Source organism: Sulfurimonas sp., assembly GCF_050296975.1.
Lineage (GTDB): Bacteria > Campylobacterota > Campylobacteria > Campylobacterales > Sulfurimonadaceae > Sulfurimonas.
Window position 1 is genome coordinate 60,029 of sequence record NZ_JBNKRX010000023.1, and the last position, 25,133, is coordinate 85,161.

Below are 25,133 nucleotides of genomic sequence, written 5' to 3' on the forward strand. Positions count from 1 at the left end.
TTATGCAGTATCAACACAATTTCAATCCAACCATTTCAGATGAAGAGATTTTTGAAAAGATTTTAGATGAAAAAGAGATTATAGGGTATTATAACCTGCCTCAACAAGATACAGATGAGTACAAAGAGTTTGCTAAAAATGTACATCAAACAAATATTGTAGTTATTGGTATTGGTGGAAGTACACTTGGAACATATGCTATTTATAAGTATTTAAAACATTCAAAACAACTTGATAAGAAGCTGCATTTTTTAGAAACTACAGACCCTATTGATATTCAGTCAAAACTTGAAAATATTAATTTAAACGATACGCTTTTTATAGTGATTTCAAAATCTGGAACGACAGTTGAAACAATCTCTATCTTTAAATATATTCATTCATTAGTAAAGATTAATAAAGATAATTGTGTAGTTGTAACAGAAGACGATTCAAAACTCAGAACTTACGCAGATATAAATGGAATGAGAAGTTTTGATATTCCAAAAAATGTTGGTGGGCGTTTTTCTGTTTTTAGTGCTGTTGGACTTTTACCTTTGGCTATAGTAGGTCTGAATATCGATGATATTTTAAAAGGTGCAAAATTTGTGCATGATTCTTTTTTTGAGAAAAAAAGTTTTTATAATCGTCTTATCAATAAAGCACGTTTTTTAGTTGAGTATAAAAATAGTTTTAATGTAAATGTAGTTTTTTCCTATTCATCACGACTTGAAGGTTTTAATAAATGGTATATCCAGCTTTGGGGTGAATCACTTGGAAAAGTAGATATAAACTCTGCAAGACAAGGTTTAACGCCAATAGGTATCATAGGTCCAATAGATCAGCACTCTTTTTTACAACTTATTATGGAAGGAAAGCGTGATAAAACTATAACAGTTATTAAAGTAAAAAATTTTTATAATCATTTAAAAATTCCTGATGTTACATTAGAAGGGCTAGAAAATTTAGACTATCTTAATGGACTAGAATTTTCTGAGCTTATCAATAAACAAGCAGATGCCACTATAGAAGCAGTAAACAACTTAAATGATATCCCATGTGATGTAATTACTATTGATGGTATGTGTGAGAGTGCTATTGCAGCACTTATGTATGAGTATGAACTTTTAACGTCACTTTGTGCAAAGTTTATGTATATCAATGCATATGATCAACCGGGTGTTGAGAGTGGTAAAATTATTTTAAAAGAGAAGTTAATGCAAAAAGGAAACAGTTAGATTTTTCCTTTTATCTTCTCTTTGTCTAAAGTGATAATTTTTTGAAGTTCTGTATCATAAAATGTGATCTTTTTTCTTCCATCATAGATGATATTTCCATGATATGAAAATCTTGCAGTTTGTAATACAACATCCTCTTTTGTCAATAAGGATGCACCTACAGCTTTTCCTATAGGCGGAATCAATGTAGAAAAACTTAAAACAAATAAAAATCCTATACTTATCAAAGCAAATTTCATATTGGTATACAGTGTAATATATCCAATTAAAAAAGTGAAAAGTGAAAAGACCCATAAACTTTGATGATCTGCAAATAAAATGTTGTAATATAGATCGATCTCATAATAATCTATATAGTGAAATTTAATCCCTAAAAAAAGAAAAAAATCTAAAATAAATGTAAAAAACATCCCAGATAATAGGGCTTGAAAAAATTTGCTCATCGTAATCTCTTTATTTTTTTATTATTAATCTTGAATAGTTTAGAAGCTTGTTTTTCCTCTAAATTGTTTTGATCTTCTATAATTATATCAGCTTTTGTTCGACAATAGTTCTCATCAAAGTTTTTTCCACTTTCATTGGCAGAGGTAGAATAACTCCACTGTAAAGTACGTAGTATATTAGAAGAGATAGGATAAGTTGCTATTCTAAATGCTTGATTTTTGACTATAAATGTACTTTTTTTACTCAAGCGTACACTTGTTTTATATCTATTTGGTACTCGAATAGTATTTTGTTTTAGAGCTTTTAAAGAGGTGAAAACTTTAATAAATGGTTTTGTATTAGAACGTATTTTGATAGAAGTTAATGTAACAGAGTTTTGAGAGATAAAACCGACAGTAGTGTCGGTTTGAGTTAAAATAACGCAGTTATTTAAACTAAGAAGTCTTGAAGAGCTGTTGCTTTTGACCATGAATCATCTTTCATCTCATCAAGTGCAAGCACAGCTGCACGAGCAGCACTTAAAGTTGTAAAGTAAGGGATATTGCGTTTAAGAACCTCTTGACGAATTACAATTGCATCTTTTTTACTTGTATTGTTATCAGATGTATTGATTGCCATTGCAATCTCATCATTTTTCATAGCATCTTCAATATTTGGACGCCCCTCAGAGATTTTTAGTACAACTTCACATGCAACACCAGCTGCAGTAATCGCTTCTTGAGTCCCTTTTGTAGCTACAAGTTTAAAGCCATGACGAACAAGACCTTTTGCAATTTCTGCACCTTGTGCTTTATCTGCATCTACAAAAGAGAGAAAACATGTTCCCTCTATTGGAATTTTATTTCCTGCACTTAATTGTGATTTTGCAAATGAGATACCAAAGTTTGAACTTATCCCCATAACTTCACCAGTAGATTTCATTTCAGGGCTGAGTACTAAGTCTGCACCATAAAGTTTATGGAATGGAAATACTGCTTCTTTTACAGAGATATGCCCTTTGAGCTTAGGTCGAAGTAGATTATTTACTTCCTCTACAATGTTATATTTATCATAATAAGTAAGAGCATCACGTAAACTCTCTCCCATCATAACACGAGTAGCTACTTTTGCTAAAGGCATACCAGTAGCTTTAGATACAAAGGGCACTGTACGAGACGCTCTAGGATTTACTTCGATGAGATAAATTTCACCCTCATAAATGGCATACTGTACATTCATTAAACCACATACACCAAGTCCTAGTGCAATAGTTTTTGTTTGCGCTTCAACTTTATCGATCATCTCTTGTGTTAGATTTACTGGTGGTAATGAACAAGCAGAATCCCCAGAGTGAATACCTGCTTCTTCGATATGTTGCATAACAGAACCAATGTACACTTCTGTACCATCAGAGATACAATCAACATCAAGCTCTATTGCTTGGTCTAAAAATTTATCAATAAGTACTGGGGCTTCATTTGAAACTGAGATCGCTAAGTCCATATATTGGCGAAGTTCATCCTCTGAGTAAACAATACGCATACCACGACCACCAAGAACAAATGATGGACGAACAAGCACAGGATAACCTAGTTTCTCAGCAATAACATAAGATTCCTCTTTTGTACGTGCTAAACCATTAGCTGGTTGTTTTAATCCATGTTTGTTCACAAAGTTTGAAAACTGCTCTCTATCTTCTGCTAAGTCAATAACAGCCGAAGGAGTTCCTGAAATCTTCGCACCCATTTTTGTTAAAGCATCTGCAAGTTTCAGTGGAGTTTGTCCACCAAAGTGTACGATAATACCATCTGGATTTTCATTTTCAATTACTTCACGAACATGTTCAAAATCTATAGGCTCAAAATAAAGCACATCAGAAGTATCGTAGTCAGTTGAAACTGTTTCAGGATTACAGTTGTACATAATAGTTTCAATACCCATCTCTTTAAGTGCAAAAGCGGCATGAACACAACAGTAATCAAATTCGATCCCTTGACCGATTCTATTTGGTCCACCACCAAGAATAAGCACTTTTTTCTTATCTGATGCTCTAGTCGTGCGTGGAAGTTTTGTGATGTTTGTACTAGAGTAAAGATATGGTGTTAGTGCTTCAAACTCAGCTGCACACGTATCTACTTCATTGAACTCTTGTCTGATCTCTAGTTTCTTTCTTGCTTCAAAAACATCATTTTCTAAAACTTTGTTTTGTGTATTTTGAGTAATAAGTTGTGCAATCCTTTTATCTGAAAAACCATCAACTTTAGCACGTCTCATAGCTGTTTCTTCAAAAAGAACTTTATCACTCATATTGTTTTCAGATTCAATAAGTTCTTGGATTTGGTATAAAAACCATGGATCAATTTTACAAGTATCAAACATCTCCTCAACACTCATACCACGACGGAACCCCTCAGCTACATAAAGGATACGATCTGCATTTGGACGACGAATCTCATGTTTTATAAATTCATCATCACCATCAACTGGGTCAAGCCCACAAAGACCTGTTTCAAGTGAACAGAGTGCTTTTTGAAGTGATTCTTTAAATGTACGTCCAATTGCCATTGCTTCACCAACAGATTTCATAGATGTTGAAAGTGTACTTATAGCTTCTGGGAATTTCTCAAATGTAAAACGTGGAACTTTTGTTACAACATAGTCAATTACAGGCTCAAATGCTGCAGGAGTTCCTGTGATGTCATTTGTGATCTCATCAAGTGTAAAACCAACCGCTAAAAGTGTTGCAACTTTTGCGATAGGATATCCAGTAGCTTTTGAAGCAAGTGCACTAGACCTAGATACACGAGGGTTCATCTCAATTACAATCATACGACCAGTTTTTGGATCAATTGAAAACTGAACATTTGATCCACCAGTATCAACACCAATCTCTCTAAGAATTGCAAAAGAAGCATCACGCATTCTTTGGTACTCTTTATCTGTTAAAGTAAGAGCTGGTGCTACAGTGATACTATCACCTGTATGCACACCCATAGGATCGAAATTTTCAATAGAACATACAATAATACAGTTGTCCGCTTTGTCACGGATAACTTCCATCTCATACTCTTTCCAACCAAGCATAGATTCCATAATCTCAATTTCGTTAATTGGACTTGCAGAGATACCTTCTTGTGCGAGTTTTTCAAACTCTTCCATATTGTATGCTACACCTGAGCCACCACCTGCAAGTGTAAATGATGCACGTGAAATTACAGGAAATCCAATTTCACGTGCAACTTCTATAGCTTCTTCAACGCTATAAGCATTTTTACTTTTTGGTAAGTCCATACCAATTTTAATCATAGCTTCATTAAAGAGATGTCTATCTTCCCCTTTGCTAATGGCTTTAGGGTCTGCACCTAAAAATTCTACACCCTCTAACATCCCTTTTTCATACATACTCATAGCAACATTTAGAGCAGTTTGACCACCCATAGTTGGTAAAACTGCATCAACATTTTCATCTCTAATAATTTTTGCAATAATATCTTCTTTGATAGGTTCAATATATGTACGATCAGCAAACTCAGGATCAGTCATAATAGTTGCAGGATTTGAGTTAATTAGAACTACACGATAACCAAGCTCTTTGAGAGTTTTACAAGCTTGTGTTCCAGAGTAATCAAACTCACAAGCTTGACCAATAATAATCGGTCCAGAACCAATGAGTAAAATAGTTTTGATGTCGGTGCGTTTTGGCATTCTTTTCCTCTGTATAAAATTTAGGGATTATAGCCAATAAGCACTTAAGTTTTAATGAACTTTTTGGAAGTTTTAGTACTCAAAGTTATATAAAATTGATGCAAGTCCCGAGTAGATGTAATTATTTTCCACAAGTGGAGAATTTTTGGCACTACTAGGCAAGATATCGTAACGTAAATTAAAAAGAGCAGAAAAACTGTTAGTCAGTGGGAAACCGATGTATGTTTGCACACCAAATTCAAAGCCACTTTTTGCTGTATAAGCGGGACGATTGAGCGTTAAATTTACTTCATCTGCTTTAACACCATAGTAGTAGTTCATAAATTTATCACTCGTATAAAGCATCACTACACTTGGATAAAAGTTCACTTTGCCTACACTATATTTTGTCCCAACTTCAGTTCTATTGAGCCACCCTTTATGATATCCTAAAAGGTCATTTAAAAGCATATTTTCAAAGTATATATCTTTATATTTTGCACTAAAAGCCAAACCACCTTCTAATGAGCTTTTTCGCTCATCCATACCAGCTAGATATTTTGAATCACTTGATTTGTAGCCTAGGGTTCTAGGTTGTGCAGTTAACGAGAAGCCCCATGCAAAATCATCCTGTTTATCCCCTAAAAAATATACTCCTAAACGTGACCATCTTACATAAAACAAAGAGTTGTCAAAAAAGACAACAGGTGAGGGAAGAATGATATCAGAAGTATTTGTATATGGTTGCGATTGAATATATGGACCAAATCCAATGCTCACTTCTTGCTTTAAATCATTTGCAGATAATAAACTTGATACTAACAATAAATTCAATATAAAATATTTCATTTTACAACCTTGATTATATAAAAATAGTTTGGTTCATTTGTTTTATAATAGGGCTTAACTACGACATTTTGATACCCTTCAGATTGTTTAATAGAGATAACTTTTCCAACTTTAAGTCCTTTGAAAAAAATGTTATCAAGCCCAGAAGTAATCACTTCATCTCCGACACTAATCTCAAACCAAGCAGGGATGAAATTGACTACTATATTTTCTTCATTATTTCCGTGTGCGATTCCAGGAGCCTTATTTTCACCAATATAAACTGAGTATGCACTTTTAATGTCATTGTTTAAAAGTGCTAGTGGTTTTGAGTGGTAGTCAATTACAATTCCAGCAACCATCTCTTTATAAGTAAGTCCATAAATTCGTGAAGCATTATAATCTGTAACATTGAGCCATAAACGGTTTAAGTTTCCAAACTTTTGGTAAGAAGTTGTACGAACTAGTTGTACTTCAGGATGCACACTCATATTTGTATCATTTGCTTTATATAGATCATCTATCTCTGAGGCTAATTCTTGCATCACTAGATGATTATTTTCGTACTGTTGGAGTTTTTCTTTAAGTTGTTCGATTCTATTTGCTTGAAAAAAATGTTTTTCAAATCCATCGTCAATATATGTAATGGTATTATGATAGCTGTCTTTAATAAAGTTCAAAGAATTTATAAATGGTTTTTGAACTGTAGAAGAGAAATTAAAAGCACCCACAAGGAGTGCAATTAATAAGAAAAAGTATATGATAGAAGATTTATTCATTCTCGAAAAGTTCTTGGAGTAGGTCAATCTCTTCTAGTGCACGTCCAGTTCCACGAGCAACAGCTAAAAGTGGCTCATCTGCCACAAATACAGGGATTTTAACAATATCTGAAAGGTATTTGTCGAGTTGACGGATAAGTGCACCACCACCAGTTAAAATAATACCATGATTTACGATGTCCCCAGCAAGATCAGGTGGCATAATCTCTAAAACATCACGAAGCGCTTCAGCAATCTCTTTAAGAGGTTCTTTCATAGCATCTTTAGCATCATCACTTGTTAATTCTACTGAACTAAGTAACCCCTCAACTTGGTCACGACCAGTAATTACCATAGATAAAGGCTCATCAAGTGTAACAGCAGTACCTATAGTGATTTTGATCTCTTCTGCAACACGCTCACCAATAAGTAAGTTGTATTTTTTTCTAACGTAGTTGATAATCCCTTGATCGATCTTATCTCCTGCTGTACGGATAGATTTTGAGAGCACTAGACCACCAAGTGAAACGACACCAATCTCAGTTGTACCACCACCGATGTCAACAACTAAGTTCCCTTGTGGTTCGCGAATATCAACTCCAGCTCCAATAGCGGCTGCCATAGGCTCTTCAATAAGGAAAACTTCACGTGCACCTGCACTCATAGCTGATTCACGAACAGCTTTTCGCTCAACTTGTGTTAGCCCATAAGGTACACAAATGATGATACGTGGAGAGATAAGTGAACTTCTTCCGTGCGCTTTTTCGATAAACTTTCTAATCATCTTTTCAGTCATATCAAAGTCAGCGATAACTCCATCTTTCATAGGACGAATAGCACGGATATTCCCAGGAGTTTTTCCAACCATCTCTTTTGCATCGTGTCCAACAGCTAAAACTCTACTTTGTCCATATTTTTCAGTTTTGACAGCAACAACTGAGGGTTCATTGATAATGATACCTTTACCTTTTGCAATAACAATAGTATTTGCTGTTCCTAAGTCAATAGAGAGATCACTTGAAAAAAGTCCGATTAATTTATTAAAGATCATATATTTTTACCTTATGCTGGAATTTGCGTTGTTTTTTTAATATATACTGGCTGTTCACCATTTTCAATCACTTCTTTAGTGATAAGTACTTCATACCCTTCATACTCTGGAAGTTCATACATAATGTCTATCATAGCTTCTTCAAGTATTGCACGAAGTCCACGAGCACCAGTTTTACGTTTGATCGCTTTTTGTGCTATAGCACAAAGTGCATCATCTTCAAAGTTTAGCTCAACATTATCAATAGAAAATAACTTGATATATTGTTTGATTAGAGAATTTTTTGGCTCTGTTAAGATTCGAACCATATCGTCTTCACTAATTTCATTAAGTGAAGCAATAATTGGAAGACGACCAACAAGTTCAGGAATGAGCCCATAATGTACTAAATCTTCAGGTTCCACCATATCGTAAGTTGGTTTTTTCTCATCTTTTGTTTTTTTATCATGTCCAAACCCAAGTACATTCTCACCTTGCTTACGTTTTAAAATTTCATCAAGTCCATCAAACGCACCACCACAAATAAATAAAATATTTGTTGTATCAATCGTTGTAAACTCTTGATTAGGGTGTTTTCGTCCACCTTTTGGTGGGATGTTTACCATTGAACCCTCAATAATTTTTAAAAGAGCTTGTTGTACACCTTCACCTGAAACATCACGAGTGATCGAGCGGTTTTCACTCATACGTGAAACTTTGTCAACTTCATCTAAAAAGATGATCCCTTTTTGTGCACGTTCAACATCACCATCTGCTGCTTGAATCAGTTTTGTTAAAATATTTTCAACATCTTCCCCAACATATCCAGCTTCTGTTAAACTTGTAGCATCTGCAATTGCAATAGGTACATTTAAAACTCTCGCAATCGTTTGAGCCATTAGTGTTTTTCCACTTCCAGTTGGTCCAATTAATAGTATGTTTGATTTCGCGATTTCTGTATCGTCATTTTCAATTTTATTTGTTTTAAAAATTCTTTTGTAGTGGTTGTATACAGCAACGCTTAAAAGTTTTCTAGCACGTTCTTGTCCAATGATATAATCACCTAAAAAGTTGTTTAACTCTTTAGGAGTCATCAGTTTTTCTACCGCATCAAGAAGTTCATGATTTTGTTCATTTGAAGACTCTTTATCATCCCCAAACATAATTTTATATGCAGAGATAACACAGTTCTTACAGATATATACACCATTTCCAGCAATAAGTGGATTTGTTTCACTCTCACTTGCATCACAAAAGCTACAATGTCTATGAATCATTTTCTATCTTCCTTTCAAATGGAATTCCACGCTTTGTTTTGATAACAAAGTTACAAAGATCGTTCACATAGTGGTTGTCACTGTTTTCAAGAAGTTCACTTGCACTATCTTTTAAAGGCTTTCCAGATTCAAAAAGTTCACGATAGGCAGATTTTAGTGCATTGATATCATCACGTTCAATATGACGACGAAGACCTGTAAGGTTAAGCCCTCTTAAATACGCACGATTCCCCTCTGCCATACAAAATGGTGGAACATCTTGAGCTAAAGCAGAAGCACCACCAACCATTGCATAATCACCTATATGAACAAACTGATGAATAGGTGTCATACCACCCACTACAACATAATCACCTAGTTCAACATGACCAGCTAATGTTGCTGCATTTGCTAGTATACAGTGGTTTCCAATAATAACATCATGACCTAGATGCACATACCCCATAAAAAGGTTATGATTTCCGATGATAGTTTTACCACCACCACCTTTTGTTCCAGGATTGAAAAGTGTAAACTCCCTGATTTTGTTGTTATCGCCGATGATAAGTTCAACATCTTCACCATCAAATTTTAAATCTTGTGGAATAGAACCAATTACAGCGTGGGAGAAAATTTCATTATTTTTCCCGATCGTTGTTTTACCGTAGATACATGCACCTTGTGCGATCTTAGTTCCATCCCCTATTTTTGCTTCACTTGAGATAAAACAATATGGTCCAATTTCAACATTTTCACCAATAACTGCACCATCTTCAATGATAGCTAAGTTAGAAATATTACTCAATTTTTACCCTTATTTATCTACGATCATAGCTTTAAGTTCCGCTTCACTTGTTAATTTTCCATCAACATATGCTTCACCTTTTAAAAGCCAGATTGCACCTTTATGTTTAATAACAGAGATTCTATACTCAAGTCTATCCCCAGGTTTTACAGGAGTTCTAAATTTTGCTTTGTCAATACTCATAAAGTATACAACTTTATTTTTTACTTCCTCTTCGCTTAGGTCATCCATACTTTTAAAAGCTAAAACACCACCAGCTTGTGCCATTCCTTCTAAGATCATAACACCAGGATAGATCGGGTGACCTGGAAAGTGCCCTTCAAATACAGGTTCTGAAATAGATACATTTTTATAACCAACTAGTGATTCATTTTTCACTAAATCTGTAATTCTATCAACGAGTAAGAAAGGGTAACGGTGAGGTAAAATATTTTGAATTTCGACAACATCCATAATCATAATTTTTAAGCCTTGTGAATATAATTTCGGATATTTTATCTAAAATTTCATTATATAATGATTAGTTTTTCTTTTGTGTCATCGTAAGTTGTGGCATCTAATTCGATTGAAAGTTTTGAATCTGGAATTTTTTCAACTACTATAATTGGAGATAAATCATAATTTGTGTTGTTGATTTTTGATCTAAATTCAAGCTCTTTTTCAAAACTTAGAGGATTATAGATTAACTCTTTTACACTTTTGTAGTTTGTAATATTTTGTTCGTTGAAAAAATCTAAAGTGATAAACTTGATCTCTTCACGGTTAAAATAAGCAATATTATGTGCTTCAAATTCTATGTGACCCTGTGCTTTTTTTCTAGGGAGTGTAGAGTAAGATAAGGCATAAGCATCTAACACATCATTTTTTCCAACAGTTACTTTAAAGATGAATTGACGATAGTTTAAAAATTTTTGTTTTACGATTTTATAAGCTATATCCTGATCTTCAAGCTCATTTCTGTAGCGGTACATCTCTAAACGCTCTTCGATCGAAGCTGGTAAAACTTGCCCAGAGATTGCAGATATCATCTCATCCATGAGTTTGTCTTGATGCTCTCGCTGCATTGTTAAACCATAAATACATCCACAATAATCTTGACGGTAAAGTTGTTCTTCTTTTGTTACACGTGATTGATCTTGTGTACCACCACCACTTCTATAATCAACGGCAATAAACTCAACACCATGACGATTATAAAACTCATTACCAACCCGTTTGAGTTGTTCTTGAGATTTTAGTGGGCTTACAAGTAAGGTTGTGGTAATCTTTTTCTCACCAAGTTCGAGAGCCTTTTTTGCACTTCTAATGAAACGCTTGTCGAAACAAACTTCACAGCGTTCTCCTTTTTCAGGCTCTTTTTCTAAGCCACGTACTGCCTTGATCCAGTTTTCATAATCATATTCATCCTCTAGCAAGTCGATACCGAGTTTTTTGCAAGAGCGCTGTACATCAAGGTAGCGTAGTTGGTATTCTGAATATGGATGAATGTTAGGATCGTAAAAAAAACCAGTCAATTTTTCTTCTGGAAAATCTTTTTGTAATTTTTCCAAGAAAAAGTGGCTGTCAACCGAACAGCAGATATGAACTAGCATTGCTACCTTTCAAACTATTTTTGAAATTATAGCAATTTTTAGATCTCTTCTAAAGCTTTTTTGATTGCAGCTGGTACAGAGATATCTATTTTTGCACACTCATCAAACATACACATCTCACATATAGTACCAGCATCAGTCTCCTCTTGAATCGCTTCTAAATCATCTCCAAATTGTTTTACACTTTCTACAATGGAATCATAATCAATATAAGCACACCTACACACTTTCATCTTTTCTCCTTATATTATAGACATAAACATAGTTTTAAGAGATGTTCACAAATCATTCCAGTTTTAATATTATGAAAAATTATCTATATTATTCTATTAACATATAATTAACACTTCAGTTCTATAATGTTCGCAACTTTTTTTTAAAGGAGGCTTTATGGACGTTATAGGACAATTTCCATTGTTTTATTTCCCAGAGTATGGAAGTGCTTGGATGATGGGTATCACTGGTACCATTCACATCTTAGCATCTCATACCTCTGTAGGTGCTGCTATGCTTTTTGCATTTTTGGCTTACAAAGCGTATAAAGAAAATAGGAGTGATTTGTATCCATATATGAAAAAATATGGAATGTTTTTGCTCATTTTCTCATACGTTATAGGCTCTATCACGGGTCCTGGTATTTGGTATACTGCAACGGCTGCAAGTCCGAGAGGTATTAGTGCGCTTATCCATAACTTTGTATGGGTTTGGGCTACGGAGTGGGTATTTTTCGTCTATGAAGTTATTGGAGTTTTTGCTTTAGTTTATTTTATAGATAAGATAGATAAAAAGACTCATCTCAAACTCACATATACATTTGCTTTAGCATCTGTTGGGACTTTAGCACTTATCATTGGAATTATTAGTTTTATGATGTGGCCTGGTACTGATGCTTTTTACACAACAGGAAGTGCGAGTGATGCTTTCTTTGGAATCAACACATTCCCACATATGTTCTTACGTATAGGGTTTATGATAATGATGTCTGGAGTTATCGGTCTAGTAATTTCAAGTGCTATGAAGAAAGAAAATCCTGAATTATCAGCAGAACTCTCCAAAAAAATGGGTTATGTTGGAATCCTTGGTGGGTTTTTAACAACATTCTTCTTTATGTGGTATATGAATACATTGCCAGAAAATGCGCATGCAGTATTTACAATTTCAAAAGAATCAATAGTACAATCAAGACTTGTTTTAATGGGACTTTTCTCACTCTATTTTATTTTAGTTATTGCAAAACCGAGATTTCTTAATGTACCTATTGCATCTGTGATGATTGTGGTTATATTGATTGCTGGTCTATGGCCTGGTGAAAAACTAAGAGAATCAATGAGAAAACCTTATGTAGCTGGTCAATATATCTATTCTGACCAGATTATAAGTCGTGATGTTCCTGGGAAAAAAATCAAAAGTGAACTTCCTGCAATTGCTGAGAAAGGGTTACTTAAACTCAATCCATTTATTCCAGATAGACTCAGAACTATTACAGATGAAAACCGTTTGGAAGCTGGAGAACTTTTAACAAAACTCTCTTGTTCAAATTGTCATTCATTAGAAAAAACTGGAAAGTTTAGACCACTGAAAGATAGACTTACTGGAATGGATAAAGAGGGTGTAATGACAATTTTACATACAATAGGTGAAGGTGCATTTCCATATATGCCAAAACTAAAATTACCAGAAGATGAGTACGATGCTATGGCAGAGTATATCTCGTCGCAACAATATTAAAGGAGAACTTATGGACGCATCTGTATTATTAGCCCTTCGTGATCCTGCTGGGGTTCCGTTTTATCCTGTAGTCTTTCAGGCACTATATATCTTAACATGGGCACTTCATGCTGCTTTTGTTTTACTATCACTTGGTGCTATGGGACTCTCACTTTATGGAACTATGCAACAAAAAAATAGTCCTTATTGGGCAATGTTAACACCGCATCTTATTCAAACTGGGAAAATTAGTGTTTCGATTTTAATTGTATTAGGCGTAGCACCATTACTTTTTACACAAGTTATCTATGATCCAAACTGGTATGTGGCAAATACACTCTCTGGAATGTTTGTATTTATCTTTATATATGCTCTTGTTATTGGGTATATTATGTACTATTGGTACTACTATGCAAACAAAGCAAAACCGGGTGGTGGTAAACTTATTGGTTTTATCTCGTTTGCTATTTTAGTTTTTGCTGGAATTTTGATGCATAACTTTGCTGTAACTTCAATCATGCCAAATGAGTGGATGGAGATGTATGCACCAAATGGAGTAGTTGACAATAGTGGTCTGACATTTAATGTTGATATCATAAGACTTGTATTTATGGTAAGTTTGAGTATCCCAGTTGTTGGTATATTTTTACAAAACTATAGTAGGTTTTTAAGTGCTCGTGAAGATTTTGAAAAAGGCTACATAGAGTATACTGCTGCTTTAGGTACAAAATTTACTGTAGTAGGTTTAATTATCAGCGCAGTAGCTTTTGTTGGATGGATGTTACAAATAGGGTATCTATTTAATCCTCTTTCTTTAGCGATCATTGCTGGTGTTGTGGTATTACTTCTTATGGGATACAAAAATAGCAATAGTTATGTAACTACTATTGTTTTAGTTATAGTAGCTTTACTTATCTCTGGGATGAGAGAGTTAATTAGATTTAACTTAATGAATGGATTAGGGTATAACATTTATGATTACCCAGTAAATTTGGAGATACCTACAATTACAATGTTTTTACTCACATTTTTAATCATGGGAGGAATTGGTGTAGCATACATCCTTACTATGGCATGGAAAGTTGGAAAAACTCCAGGTGTTTTTGATGCTTCAAAAGATAAATGGGTAACAAAACTAGGAAACTATACATTAAGTATAATGGTTGCTTGGATGGTGATCTATTTTGGTTGGGGTATGTTTATACTCTTTAACAATACTCTTTAAAATTTTTCTTGTTCCCAAGTGAAAGCTTGGGAACAATTATGATTTATGCTCTTTCTTCAAATATTTCAATAGACTTGATATCATCTTGCATTCTAATATCATCTAAAACTGACATTGAATCTGCATCATTTTCTTCGATCCCACCAAACACTGTATGAACACCATCTAAATGTGGACAAGAAACGAAACAGATAAAGAATTGACTACCACCAGTATTTGGTCCAGCATGAGCCATCGATAATGTCCCTTTTACGTGTCTGTGAGTGTTTTTATCAGTTTCACACTCGATCGCCCAGTCTGGTCCACCAGTACCAGTTCCGTGTGGACATCCACCTTGTGCCATAAACCCAGGGATAACTCTATGGAAGTTAAGGTCATTATAAAAACCAGAACTAGCTAAGTATGCAAAGTTTGCAACTGTATTTGGTGTTTCTTCAGGATAAAGTTTGATCCAGATGTCACCTTTGTTTGTTGAAACTTTTGCCCATTGGAACTCATTTACATTTGTTAAATCGTACTCTTTTAGTTTTTTGCCGAACATATTTAGCCTTTTAATTTTTTTGAAATTATAGTGAAATTTTATAAATTATGTATAATTCTTACATGAAAGAGAAATTAAAAAAATTACAGCGTTATATGATGATTCGTTTTAATGTGATAACCATCCGTCAAGCAAATATCATTACAACACTCGTAATTTTACTTTTTACGATTGTTTTTGCATATCTCTTAATCAAAGAGAATTATCATGATTATGAAAAAACGCTTTCAAAACAACATCATGACCAAGTGATAGGTACACAAGAAGTTTACAATTATGAAGCTGCACAAGAAAAACTGAAATCGCTTCTTATTAAAAATACTTTAGCCATTGCAACACTTGCTTTTATTCTTTTCGGTATCATGCTTGGATTTTATAAAATTTTTAATACATTATTACAACGTGATATGCAAGTATTTTTGGATTTTTTTAAAGATGTAACGCATAGCGATCAAGTGATGAATCCTAATGTAATCTTTTTTAAAGAGTTTAAAACAATGGGATTACATGTAAATGATATGATTGATACAATTAAAGGACATAAAAGAAGATTACGTGAATTAAATCTAAGTCTTGAAGATAAAGTGCAAGAAAAGACAAAAGATTTAGAGCGAATTCTTGATGCTCAAAAAGAGTTTTTACGCTATACAGTTCATGAAACAAATACACCACTAAGTGTTATTTTAACATCGTTAGAACTTTATGAAATGAAACATGAAAAAGATAGAGACCTTGCAAAAGTGGAAGCTGCTGCGAAAAATATCTTTAGTATCTATGATGATTTGAGTTATTTAGTAAAAAAAGAGCATGTTAATTATCCAAAAGCTTCTATAGATATTCATAAATTTATCCAAAGTCGTATAGACTTTTTTAGTGAAGTAGCAAATCTCTCAAATCTTTCTTTTTCCTATATAAGTGAGGTGAAAGATGTCTATATCTTCTTTAATGAAACAAAATTGCAACGTATTATAGACAACAGTATCACGAATGCTATAAAATATACATATCAAAATGAGATTGTAGAGATTACTCTTAAAAAAACATTGCATGAAGTGGAGTTTTCTATAGGAAGCTACTCGCAACCAATTTCTGATGTCAATAAGATTTTTGATGCATACTATCGAGAAGAGGGGAGTAGTTTAAGTGCTGAACACAGTTTTGGTATAGGACTTAGACTTGTGAAAAACATCTGTGAAGAGGAAAATGTTAAAATTCTTCTTGATTTGAGTAAAGAAAAAAATACATTTCGTTATATTTTTACAACAATGGGTGAGTGATGAAGATACTATTATTAGAAGATGAAGTGATGTTAAACGAGTCTATTTGTGAATATCTTCAGTCATTTGGACATGTAGTAGAGAGCTTTTTTGATGGCAAAGAAGCATTTGAGACAATGCAAAAATGGAATTTTGATCTTTATATCTTAGATATTAATGTCCCTCAAATAGATGGTCTTTCGGTTTTAGAAGAGTTACATAAATTAAAAATTCATGTCCCAACGATCTATATAAGTGCACTTGTAGATATTGAAGATATCTCTCGTGCTTATAATTTAGGATGTTATGATTATCTAAAAAAACCTTTTCATCTTAAAGAGTTATCTTTACGAATTGAACGCATAGTATCTGCTTCAAAAGCACCAAACGTTCATTTAGTCCTTTCAAAAAATTACAGCTACGATCAAGAACACTCAACTCTTTATTTTCAGCAAGAACCCCAAACACTTACAAAAAAACAGTCGCAGATAATTGATCTCTTAGCACGAAATAGGGGGCTTGTAGTTGATTTTGACCAATTCCAAGAGTATGTTTGGGATGAAGCGATTGTGGATAACGCGACAATGCGTGCAGAGATAAACAGACTCAAAAAAATACTCAAAGAAGATATTATAGTTAATGTAAGAGGCATGGGCTATATGATAGAAAAACCATAGTTACATATTTACACACTCTTTTAAATTTTAGATAAAAAATATACATCTAACCTTTTTGCTATGTTCATGCTATTTATTTATATTAAGAAGTTAAATATAGATTTTATAAAAAGGGGATTTTATGAAAAATATTTCTATTCGAATGAAAATACTGTTATTGATGATTTTAACAGTTGTAGCAGTATCTTGTGCATTGATTTTTGAATCTATTGCAACCATTAATGAGATGACTGCACGTAACATAGAAGCGTATAAAAAAGAGGCTTATGCAAATAAGGAACTTGAACTCAAAAACTATGTGAGTGTTGCACTAAAGTCAGTAGATTCTTTTTATGAGAGAACATCTCCTCAAAAGTTAAAAGCAGAAGTTGAATCTGATTTAAAAAAACAAACAGATTTTCTTTTTAGCATGTTAGAAGATGCTTATGAAAAAAATAAATCTTCAATGTCTAAAAAACAGCTTCAAAAACATTTAAAAGAGCTTGTAGCTTCGGCAAGATATGGGAAAAGTGGGTATTTTTGGATCAATGATTTTTCACCAATAATGGTAATGCATCCAATCAAACCTGCATTAGATGGACAAGAACTTTCAAACTTTAAAGATCCAAATGGTGTGTATCTTTTTAATGAAATGGTAAAAGTAGTAAATAAAAAAGGGGAAGGGTTTGTAAGTTATTCATGGGCAAAACCTGGCTTTAAAGATCCTCAGCCAAAAATATCGTATGTAAAAAGTTTTTCCCATTATAAATGGATTATTGGAACAGGAGAGTATGTCTCAGATGTAACTGAAAATATGAAAAAAGAAGCTCTTAAGACTATCGCACAAATGCGTTTTGGAAAAGAGGGGTATTTTTGGATCAATGATATGACGCCAACGATGATTATGCATCCTATAAAACCAGAACTAGATGGAAAAAATTTATCTCAATCAAAAGATTCAAATGGAGTATATCTGTTTAATGAGATGGTTAAAGTTGTTAAAGCAAAAGGTGAAGGAATGGTTAAATATAGTTGGTCAAAACCTAATGAAGAAGAGCCTTCACCTAAAATGTCTTATGTAACACTGTTTGATAAGTGGGGATGGATTATAGGAACAGGGGAATATATAGATAATATCGAAAGAAAAATAGAAGGTATGGAAAGAGAGTCTGATAAAGCGATAGTAGACTCAACGACACATATTGTGCTTATTTCCATAATTTTATCAGTGATTATTGGTTTGGTTGCAGTTCTTGGAGCTGATAAATGGATAGTATCTTGTATTAAAGAGATTTTAAAAATTACACAAGATTTGGCAAGAGGTGAGGGTGATTTAACAAAAAGAATTCATGTTAAAAGTAGTGATGAGATAAAACATGTTGCAGATAATATTAATGATTTTATTGAAAAGGTTCATTCTAGTGTTATAGGTGCTAAATCTTCAAGTTTAGAGAATTCAAAAGTTGCAAATGATCTTGCGTCAACTGCAACAAAGGTAGGAAAAAATGTTGAAAAATCAGTTAGTATTGTCAATGAAACAACTACAAATGCTATAGAAACAAATAATAAAATAAAAGAAGCAATTGAAAATGCTGTTCGATCTAAACAAGAGATGCTTGCAGCAAACAATATGCTTAATGATGCTAGGGATGAGATTGTAGCACTCACATCAAAAGTACAATTAGGTGTAGAATCAGAACTGGAGTTAGCAAATAAAATAGAAACACTTTCTCAAGAAACAGCACAAGTGAAAGATGTTTTAGTTGTCATCTCAGATATTGCTGATCAAACAAACTTACTAGCATTAAATGCTGCTATTGAAGCTGCTCGTGCAGGTGAGCATGGTCGTGGATTTGCAGTTGTTGCAGATGAGGTAAGACAATTAGCAGAGCGTACACAAAAAACTTTATCGGAGATCAACGCAACGATTAGTATAATTGTTCAATCAACAGAAACTGCAAGTGAAGAGATGAGCATTAATTCTCAACAAATGCAAAAACTTTCTGAAATATCTGTAGTTGTTGAAGAACGAATAAAATCAATTACACAAATTGTAAATCAAGCTACACAGGTAAATGATAAAAGTGTACAAGATTTTGAAAATACTGGTAAACAGATAGATAATATTTTACTTGGTGTAAAAGAGATTAACGATATATCTATACAAAATGCAAAAAGTGTTGAAGATATAATGGTAGCTGCGGAACATCTTAATGATATGACGAGTGATCTTTCTTCAAAGTTGGCACAATTTAAAACTACTTAATTACTCTTCAATAAGTTACTTTTCTTCACACTTTTATAAGAGTGAAGAAGAGTTTTTCAATATTTTTATTTTGCTATGTTCATGCTATTTTTATTTTTTAGCATTAGAGTTGAATACTTTAACGGGGAGAAAAAAATGAAAAAAGGTATTACATCAAGTTTTTTAGCATTTGGACTTATCGCTTCTGCAAACTTAAGTGCAGCAGATGATTTAAGTTCAATGTTTTCTGAAGGAAAAGCAAGTGGTCAGATTAGAGAGTTTAGTATTTCTAGATCTGTAAAAACATCAAATCCTGCTTCTGCAGATTATACTAGAGATGCCAATGCAGTAGGTGGGTATCTAAAATATGAAACTGCAGCATATGAAGGTTTAAGTTTAGGAGCTGCGTTTTATACAACCAATGGCTTTGGTTTAGATAGCCCAAAAACTGATTATACAAAAGTTGATCCAACACTACTTGGACCAAATAATGAGAGTTACTCAATACTTGGTGAAGCATATGTGCAGTTCAAATATGAAAATACTACTTTTAAAGGTGGACGTCAAAAGTTAGATACACCATTAGCTGGTAGCGATGATGCAAGAATGTTACCTAACCTTTTTGAAGCGTATTTACTTATAAATACAGATGTTTCAGATACTACTTTAATCGCTGGACATGTAACAAGATTTGCTCAAGGTACATTCGGTCGTGCATATAACGGGGGTATCTTAGCAGCTACATCTGGTTATTCAGCTGTAGATACAAGAAATCAAGTTGGCGAGTTTGTAAATATGGGGGCTTATGCAATAGGTGAAAAAACAGATGGTGTAAGTGTAGCTGCTGCAATATACGCTGGAGTTCCTAATCTAAAAGTGCAAATATGGGATTATTTTGCTCACGATATTTTAAATGCAATTTATGCAGATGCTTCGTATGAGATGAAATTAGATAATGCTTCTACATATTTTGCAGGACAGTTAATAAAAGAAGATGGTATAGGTAAAAAATATTTAGGTGACGTTGCCTCTATCTATGGTGCTGCGAAAGTTGGTGTAAAAGTTGCAAATTTTAATATTTATGGTGCATATTCACAAACTACTGAATCAGGTGGCAATGCGCTTTTAAAATCAATTATCACTCCATGGGGTGGTATGCCAGCATATACTCAAGGTATGGTTACTCGTCATATGTTTTTAGCGGGGACAAAAGCAACAAAAGGTGCTTTAACATATGACTGGAAAGATTTTGGGCCAAAACTTACAACGACTCTTTATTATGTTGATTTTGCAATGGATGATAACAATGGTTATACACACGGTGATGCTTCTGAGATGGGCTTTGATGTGATATACTATCCTTCAGCTATCAAAAATCTGCAAGTACGTTTAAGAGGTAACTTTACAGATGACTTTAATGTAGCTGCAACAACAGGTTACACAACAGAGTGGGATGAGTACAGATTTATCCTAAACTATAACTTCTAAAAGGAATATTATGCAAAAAGATCTTATTGAAAAAATAAAATCAAATCCAGATTATCAAACATTAGTTGCAAAACGTACATCTTTTGCAATTGTTTTAACAATCATTATGCTTATAGTGTATTTCGCATTTATTTTAACTATTGCATTTGATCCGTCATTATTAGGGACACCATTAAGCAGTGAAAGTGTAACTACGGTAGGTATTCCTGTTGGAATTATAGTAATTGTTATTGCATTTATCCTTACAGGTGTTTACACTGCAAGAGCAAATGGTGAGTTTGATGAACTTGCAAACAAAGTAAAAAACAGTATAAAGGATAACTAATGGGTAAAGCTTTTTTATTTTTAATTTTAGGTTCAATTGCTGTTTTTGCTAGTGGTGCGATTGAGGGTGAGGTTGCAAAACAAGAGATGAATATCTCTGCAATTGTAATGTTTTTAATTTTTGTAAGTGGTACACTTGGTATCACTTACTGGGCTGCTAAGCATACAAAATCTGCAAAAGATTTTTATACAGCTGGTGGGGGAATTACAGGTCTTCAAAATGGTATGGCAATCGCAGGTGATTATATGTCTGCGGCATCATTTTTAGGTATTTCTGGTCTTGTATATTTAAAAGGGTATGATGGACTTATCTATTCTATCGGTTTTCTTGTTGGTTGGCCGATCATTCTTTTCTTAATCGCTGAGCCTTTAAGAAATCTTGGTAAATATACATTTGCTGATGTTGCATCGTACAGACTACGTCAAACGCCGATTCGTACACTGGCTGCATTTGGTTCAATTGCAACTGTTATTCTTTATCTGATTGCACAAATGGTTGGTTCTGGAAAACTTATTCAGCTTCTATTTGGTCTTAACTATGAAATCGCAGTTATCCTTGTCGGTGTACTCATGGTTTTATATGTAACTTTTGGTGGTATGCTTGCAACTACTTGGGTTCAAATCATTAAAGCATTCTTACTTCTTTCAGGGGCAACATTCATGGCTATCGCTGTTATGGCTCACTATGATTTTAACTTTGGTTCATTGTTTGCAAAAGCTGTTGAGGTAAAAGGTGAGGCTGTTATGAGTCCAGGTGGACTTGTTAGTGATCCAATCTCAGCAATTTCACTAGCCATTGCACTTATGTTTGGTACAGCTGGTTTACCACATATCTTAATGAGATTTTTTACAGTAAGTGATGCAAAAGAAGCTCGTAAGTCAGTATTTTTCGCAACAGGTTTCATTGGGTATTTTTATATCTTAACTTTCATCATCGGTTTTGGTGCGATTGTAATGGTATATCAAAATCCTCAATATTTAGACCTTGCAAAACAAGCGATTGAGGGTGGTTCACCAATCTTAGGTGGTAACAATATGGCAGCTATCCACTTATCACACGCAGTTGGTGGGGACTTTTTCTTAGGTTTCATTTCAGCAGTTGCATTTGCTACAATCCTTGCGGTTGTTTCAGGGCTGACTTTAGCTGGTGCATCGGCTATTTCACACGACCTTTACGCATCTGTATTTAAAAAAGGTGAAGTAGATTCTATGCAAGAGATGAAAGTTTCAAAAATTGCAACTGTTGTTCTTGGTATTGTTGCAATTATTATGGGTATTGCGTTTGAGAAACAAAACATTGCATTCGTTGTTGGTTTAGCATTCGCTATTGCAGCGTCGGCTAACTTTCCAGTACTTTTCCTTTCAATGTATTGGAAAAAACTTACAACTCGCGGTGCAGTTATCGGTGGAAGTTTAGGACTTGCAACAGCAGTTCTTTTAGTTATACTTGGACCAATCGTATGGGTACAAATTTTAGGAAATGCAGAAGCAATTTTCCCATATAAATACCCAGCATTATTCTCAGTAGTTGTAGCATTTGTTGGTATTTGGTTCTTCTCAATTACAGACAACTCAGAAGATGCACAAAAAGAGAGAGAAGCTTTTGAAGGTCAATACATTAGAAGCCAAACAGGAATTGGTGCAGAAGGTGCAGTAGAGCATTAGAAATGAGTATATTAGATCAAAGACGTTTAATTGAGTCTATCCATCCTTTTGAGTTGTTAAGTTCTTATGAACTTGACAACTTGATGTCAAAAATAGATATCGCGTACTATACAAAAGATACCTTGTTGATCTCTTCAAGTTTAGAGAGTGTTGCTTTTTATATCATTATAAAAGGGCAGGTAGCTGAGTATGTTGATAATGAACTTTACAATATCTATGGCGAGGGTGATAGTTTTGATGCGGACTCTTTGATCTACCAAAAAACTTCTTCAAGATTTGTGGTAACTGAGGATTTGATCTGTTATGAGATCAAAAAAGATGATTTTCTTGATCTGATGCAAAACAAAAAAATCCAAGGTTATTTTTTACAAGATTTTATCTCACGTCATAAACAGTTAAAAGAGTACCATAACAGTAGTGAGTTTACTCCGTTTCTGGTCTCTAGGGTTTCAGACATATATCTACACACTCCTTGTATAGTCTCTGCAAAAACTTCTATTTATGATGCACTTCAAAAACAAAAAGAACTTAAATCAAGTATTATTATTGTTGAGGAACTTTCTCGTATAGTAACAGATGCTGATTTAAAAGAAAAAGTTCTTTTAGGAAATACACTTATAGAAGCTCCAATCGAGTCAATTGCAACGACTAAGTTAGTAAGCGTAGATACAACTGATTTTCTTTTCAATGCACTTTTAGTGATGACACATGAAGAAGTACGACGTGTAGTTGTCAAAGAAGATGGAAAAATTATAGGCGTATTAGAGCAACTCGATCTTTTAAGTTTCTTTGCAAACCACTCACATTTAGTTGCAGTACAAATCGATAGAGCAAAAACTATAGATGATCTTAAAGATATTCAAAAAGATCTTAAAAATCTTATTTTGGCACTTACTACAAAAGGTGTGCGTGTTCGCTACATTACAAAACTTGTTTCAACACTCAACGACAAAATCTATAAAAAAGTTTTTGATATGTGTGTAGATGAATCTTTAGCTCAAAAGTGTGCATTTATTGTGATGGGAAGTGAAGGCAGAAATGAACAAGGGATAAAAAGCGATCAAGACAATGCTTTGATTGTAGAGGATGGTGTTGATATAGAACTTTTTACAGCACCGATGATACAGTTTAACAGTTATTTACTTGAGATAGGTTTTCCTGCATGTAAGGGAAACGTGATGGTAAGTAACCCTTTTTGGAGAAGAAGTTTTAGCTCATATAAAGAGCTTATTAGCACTTGGTCTTCAACACTGGATGAAGGTGCATTACAAAATTTGAGCATCTTTTTAGATGCTCGTTGTGTAACTGGAAAATGTGAGTTTTTAGATCAACTAAGTGGATTTTTATACACTAAGTTTCATGCAAGAGATGATCTTTTAGCACATATGGCAAAGTCTGTTTTATATTTTGAAACACCACTATCCGTGTTTTCAAACTTTGTTGTTGAAAAAGAGTATGCAAATAAACTTGATATCAAAAAAGGTGGTTTATTTGCACTTGTTCATGGTATTCGTTGTTTGGCTTTAGAGTTTCACATAGAAGAAACAAATACAGTTGAGCGGATAAAACAGCTTAATAACAAAGGAGTTATGGATAAAAACTTTGCCTCAGAACTTATAGAGAGTTTTGATACATTGTCATCAATTCGTTTAAAAACAATGTTAAACTCGAAAAATATAGAAGATGACAATTTATTAGACCCAAATTCTTTAGAAAAAGTCCAAAAAGACCTTCTCAAAGATAGTTTTAAAATAGTGAATAAATTTAAAAAATTTATCTCATTTCATTTTCATTTGGAGATGGTTCGTTAATGTTTAGCTCTTTTGTTAAATCTTTTAAAAAAAGAAGAGATTTTAAAAGGTTAAAAGAGAAAGAGTTTGAATTTTTATTTGATAAAAATGAAGATAACAGTGTAGTGGTGATAGACACGGAAACAACAGGGTTAAACCCAAAAGAGGATGAGATTCTCTCAATAGGTGCCCTAAAAGTTAAAAATAACAAAATACTTACTTCACAAACTTTTGAGGTGTATCTTAAAAATTCTAAAGAGATAGATGCACGAAGTATTGAGGTACATGGGATAAGACAGTGTGACCTTATCGATGCAAAAGAGAGTGAAGAAGCTATAAAAGAGTTCCTTAGATTTATAGGGAGTTCAAAATTAGTTGGGTATTATTTAGAATTCGATGTTGAGATGATAAACAGATACACAAAACCACTTTTAGGTATAGAGTTGCCAAACGAGATGGTTGAAGTTTCTGAATTATATTTTGACAAAACAATTACCTTGATACCTCAAGGAAATATTGATTTACGTTTCGATACGATTATGCAAAGTTTAAACTTGCCTCGTATGGGAGCGCACAATGCGGTTAATGATGCGATCATGACCGCAATGATCTATTTAAAATTAACAAATTAAATTTAAGGAGA

Annotated in this window: 23 protein-coding genes; 11 read left to right on the forward strand and 12 right to left on the reverse strand. The window is 33.7% G+C overall.

Annotation, left to right across the window (positions count from 1 at the left end; genetic code table 11):
• The first annotated feature begins 2 nt into the window (after nucleotides 1-2).
• Complete coding sequence (locus ACQY56_RS06505; RefSeq protein ID WP_428737113.1) at nucleotides 3-1,217, forward strand: glucose-6-phosphate isomerase; 1,215 nt, start codon at nucleotides 3-5, stop codon at nucleotides 1,215-1,217.
• Here the strand turns inward: ACQY56_RS06505 and ACQY56_RS06510 are convergent.
• The 11 genes from ACQY56_RS06510 to ACQY56_RS06560 form a co-directional block, all read right to left on the reverse strand.
• Nucleotides 1,214-1,660: a hypothetical protein gene (locus ACQY56_RS06510; protein ID WP_428737114.1), complete on the reverse strand. Its 447-nt coding sequence runs from the start codon at nucleotides 1,658-1,660 to the stop codon at nucleotides 1,214-1,216. The genes ACQY56_RS06505 and ACQY56_RS06510 overlap by 4 nt on opposite strands.
• The gene (locus tag ACQY56_RS06515; RefSeq protein WP_428737115.1) at nucleotides 1,657-2,130 is read right to left on the reverse strand and encodes a hypothetical protein; all 474 of its coding nucleotides are present in this window, start codon (nucleotides 2,128-2,130) and stop codon (nucleotides 1,657-1,659) included. The genes ACQY56_RS06510 and ACQY56_RS06515 overlap by 4 nt, the downstream gene beginning before the upstream one ends.
• Nucleotides 2,091-5,345, reverse strand: a complete 3,255-nt coding sequence (gene carB / locus ACQY56_RS06520; protein WP_428737116.1) for a carbamoyl-phosphate synthase large subunit — start codon at nucleotides 5,343-5,345, stop codon at nucleotides 2,091-2,093. Before carB ends, ACQY56_RS06515 begins: the two co-directional genes overlap by 40 nt.
• A gap of 72 nt (nucleotides 5,346-5,417) precedes the next feature.
• On the reverse strand, nucleotides 5,418-6,173 hold the full coding sequence (locus ACQY56_RS06525; protein ID WP_428737117.1) for a MipA/OmpV family protein: 756 nt from the start codon (nucleotides 6,171-6,173) through the stop codon (nucleotides 5,418-5,420).
• Nucleotides 6,170-6,931 (reverse strand): rod shape-determining protein MreC, encoded by a 762-nt coding sequence (mreC, locus tag ACQY56_RS06530; protein WP_428737118.1) that lies wholly within the window; start codon nucleotides 6,929-6,931, stop codon nucleotides 6,170-6,172. Before mreC ends, ACQY56_RS06525 begins: the two co-directional genes overlap by 4 nt.
• Complete coding sequence (locus ACQY56_RS06535; RefSeq protein ID WP_428737119.1) at nucleotides 6,924-7,961, reverse strand: rod shape-determining protein; 1,038 nt, start codon at nucleotides 7,959-7,961, stop codon at nucleotides 6,924-6,926. Before ACQY56_RS06535 ends, mreC begins: the two co-directional genes overlap by 8 nt.
• Nucleotides 7,962-7,972: 11 nt before the next feature.
• Nucleotides 7,973-9,217 (reverse strand): ATP-dependent Clp protease ATP-binding subunit ClpX, encoded by a 1,245-nt coding sequence (clpX, locus tag ACQY56_RS06540; RefSeq protein WP_428737120.1) that lies wholly within the window; start codon nucleotides 9,215-9,217, stop codon nucleotides 7,973-7,975.
• Nucleotides 9,207-10,001, reverse strand: coding sequence for an acyl-ACP--UDP-N-acetylglucosamine O-acyltransferase (gene lpxA / locus ACQY56_RS06545; protein ID WP_428737121.1), 795 nt, complete (start codon nucleotides 9,999-10,001; stop codon nucleotides 9,207-9,209). Before lpxA ends, clpX begins: the two co-directional genes overlap by 11 nt.
• Before the next feature lie 9 nt (nucleotides 10,002-10,010).
• Nucleotides 10,011-10,457 (reverse strand): 3-hydroxyacyl-ACP dehydratase FabZ, encoded by a 447-nt coding sequence (fabZ, locus tag ACQY56_RS06550; protein ID WP_428737320.1) that lies wholly within the window; start codon nucleotides 10,455-10,457, stop codon nucleotides 10,011-10,013.
• A 53-nt stretch (nucleotides 10,458-10,510) separates the two neighbouring features.
• Entirely contained in the window at nucleotides 10,511-11,593 is a 1,083-nt protein-coding gene (locus ACQY56_RS06555) for an epoxyqueuosine reductase QueH (protein ID WP_428737122.1), read from the reverse strand.
• Nucleotides 11,594-11,631: 38 nt separating this feature from the next.
• Entirely contained in the window at nucleotides 11,632-11,826 is a 195-nt protein-coding gene (locus ACQY56_RS06560) for a (2Fe-2S)-binding protein (RefSeq protein ID WP_428737123.1), read from the reverse strand.
• A 157-nt stretch (nucleotides 11,827-11,983) separates the two neighbouring features.
• Here ACQY56_RS06560 and ACQY56_RS06565 point away from each other — a divergent pair, with 157 nt between their 5' ends.
• Nucleotides 11,984-13,321: a c-type cytochrome gene (locus ACQY56_RS06565; RefSeq protein ID WP_428737124.1), complete on the forward strand. Its 1,338-nt coding sequence runs from the start codon at nucleotides 11,984-11,986 to the stop codon at nucleotides 13,319-13,321.
• Between the two features lie 10 nt (nucleotides 13,322-13,331).
• Nucleotides 13,332-14,525 (forward strand): hypothetical protein, encoded by a 1,194-nt coding sequence (locus ACQY56_RS06570; RefSeq protein WP_428737125.1) that lies wholly within the window; start codon nucleotides 13,332-13,334, stop codon nucleotides 14,523-14,525.
• A 43-nt stretch (nucleotides 14,526-14,568) separates the two neighbouring features.
• Here ACQY56_RS06570 and ACQY56_RS06575 read toward each other — a convergent pair whose 3' ends face one another.
• Nucleotides 14,569-15,066: a peptidylprolyl isomerase gene (locus ACQY56_RS06575; RefSeq protein WP_428737126.1), complete on the reverse strand. Its 498-nt coding sequence runs from the start codon at nucleotides 15,064-15,066 to the stop codon at nucleotides 14,569-14,571.
• 62 nt (nucleotides 15,067-15,128) lie between these two features.
• Between ACQY56_RS06575 and ACQY56_RS06580 the strand changes: the two genes are divergently transcribed.
• From ACQY56_RS06580 to ACQY56_RS06615, 8 genes are all read left to right on the forward strand, one after another.
• The gene (locus tag ACQY56_RS06580) at nucleotides 15,129-16,343 is read left to right on the forward strand and encodes a sensor histidine kinase (RefSeq protein ID WP_428737127.1); all 1,215 of its coding nucleotides are present in this window, start codon (nucleotides 15,129-15,131) and stop codon (nucleotides 16,341-16,343) included.
• Complete coding sequence (locus ACQY56_RS06585; RefSeq protein ID WP_428737128.1) at nucleotides 16,343-16,999, forward strand: response regulator transcription factor; 657 nt, start codon at nucleotides 16,343-16,345, stop codon at nucleotides 16,997-16,999. The genes ACQY56_RS06580 and ACQY56_RS06585 overlap by 1 nt, the downstream gene beginning before the upstream one ends.
• Nucleotides 17,000-17,120: 121 nt before the next feature.
• Nucleotides 17,121-19,244, forward strand: a complete 2,124-nt coding sequence (locus ACQY56_RS06590) for a methyl-accepting chemotaxis protein (RefSeq protein ID WP_428737129.1) — start codon at nucleotides 17,121-17,123, stop codon at nucleotides 19,242-19,244.
• 135 nt (nucleotides 19,245-19,379) lie between these two features.
• Nucleotides 19,380-20,711: an OprD family outer membrane porin gene (locus tag ACQY56_RS06595; protein ID WP_428737130.1), complete on the forward strand. Its 1,332-nt coding sequence runs from the start codon at nucleotides 19,380-19,382 to the stop codon at nucleotides 20,709-20,711.
• A 10-nt stretch (nucleotides 20,712-20,721) separates the two neighbouring features.
• On the forward strand, nucleotides 20,722-21,036 hold the full coding sequence (locus ACQY56_RS06600; RefSeq protein ID WP_428737131.1) for a DUF485 domain-containing protein: 315 nt from the start codon (nucleotides 20,722-20,724) through the stop codon (nucleotides 21,034-21,036).
• Nucleotides 21,036-22,700, forward strand: coding sequence for a cation acetate symporter (locus tag ACQY56_RS06605; RefSeq protein ID WP_428743742.1), 1,665 nt, complete (start codon nucleotides 21,036-21,038; stop codon nucleotides 22,698-22,700). The genes ACQY56_RS06600 and ACQY56_RS06605 overlap by 1 nt, the downstream gene beginning before the upstream one ends.
• A 2-nt stretch (nucleotides 22,701-22,702) precedes the next feature.
• Complete coding sequence (locus tag ACQY56_RS06610; protein ID WP_428737133.1) at nucleotides 22,703-24,511, forward strand: putative nucleotidyltransferase substrate binding domain-containing protein; 1,809 nt, start codon at nucleotides 22,703-22,705, stop codon at nucleotides 24,509-24,511.
• Nucleotides 24,511-25,122: a 3'-5' exonuclease gene (locus ACQY56_RS06615; RefSeq protein ID WP_428737134.1), complete on the forward strand. Its 612-nt coding sequence runs from the start codon at nucleotides 24,511-24,513 to the stop codon at nucleotides 25,120-25,122. Before ACQY56_RS06610 ends, ACQY56_RS06615 begins: the two co-directional genes overlap by 1 nt.
• The last annotated feature ends 11 nt before the right edge of the window (nucleotides 25,123-25,133 follow it).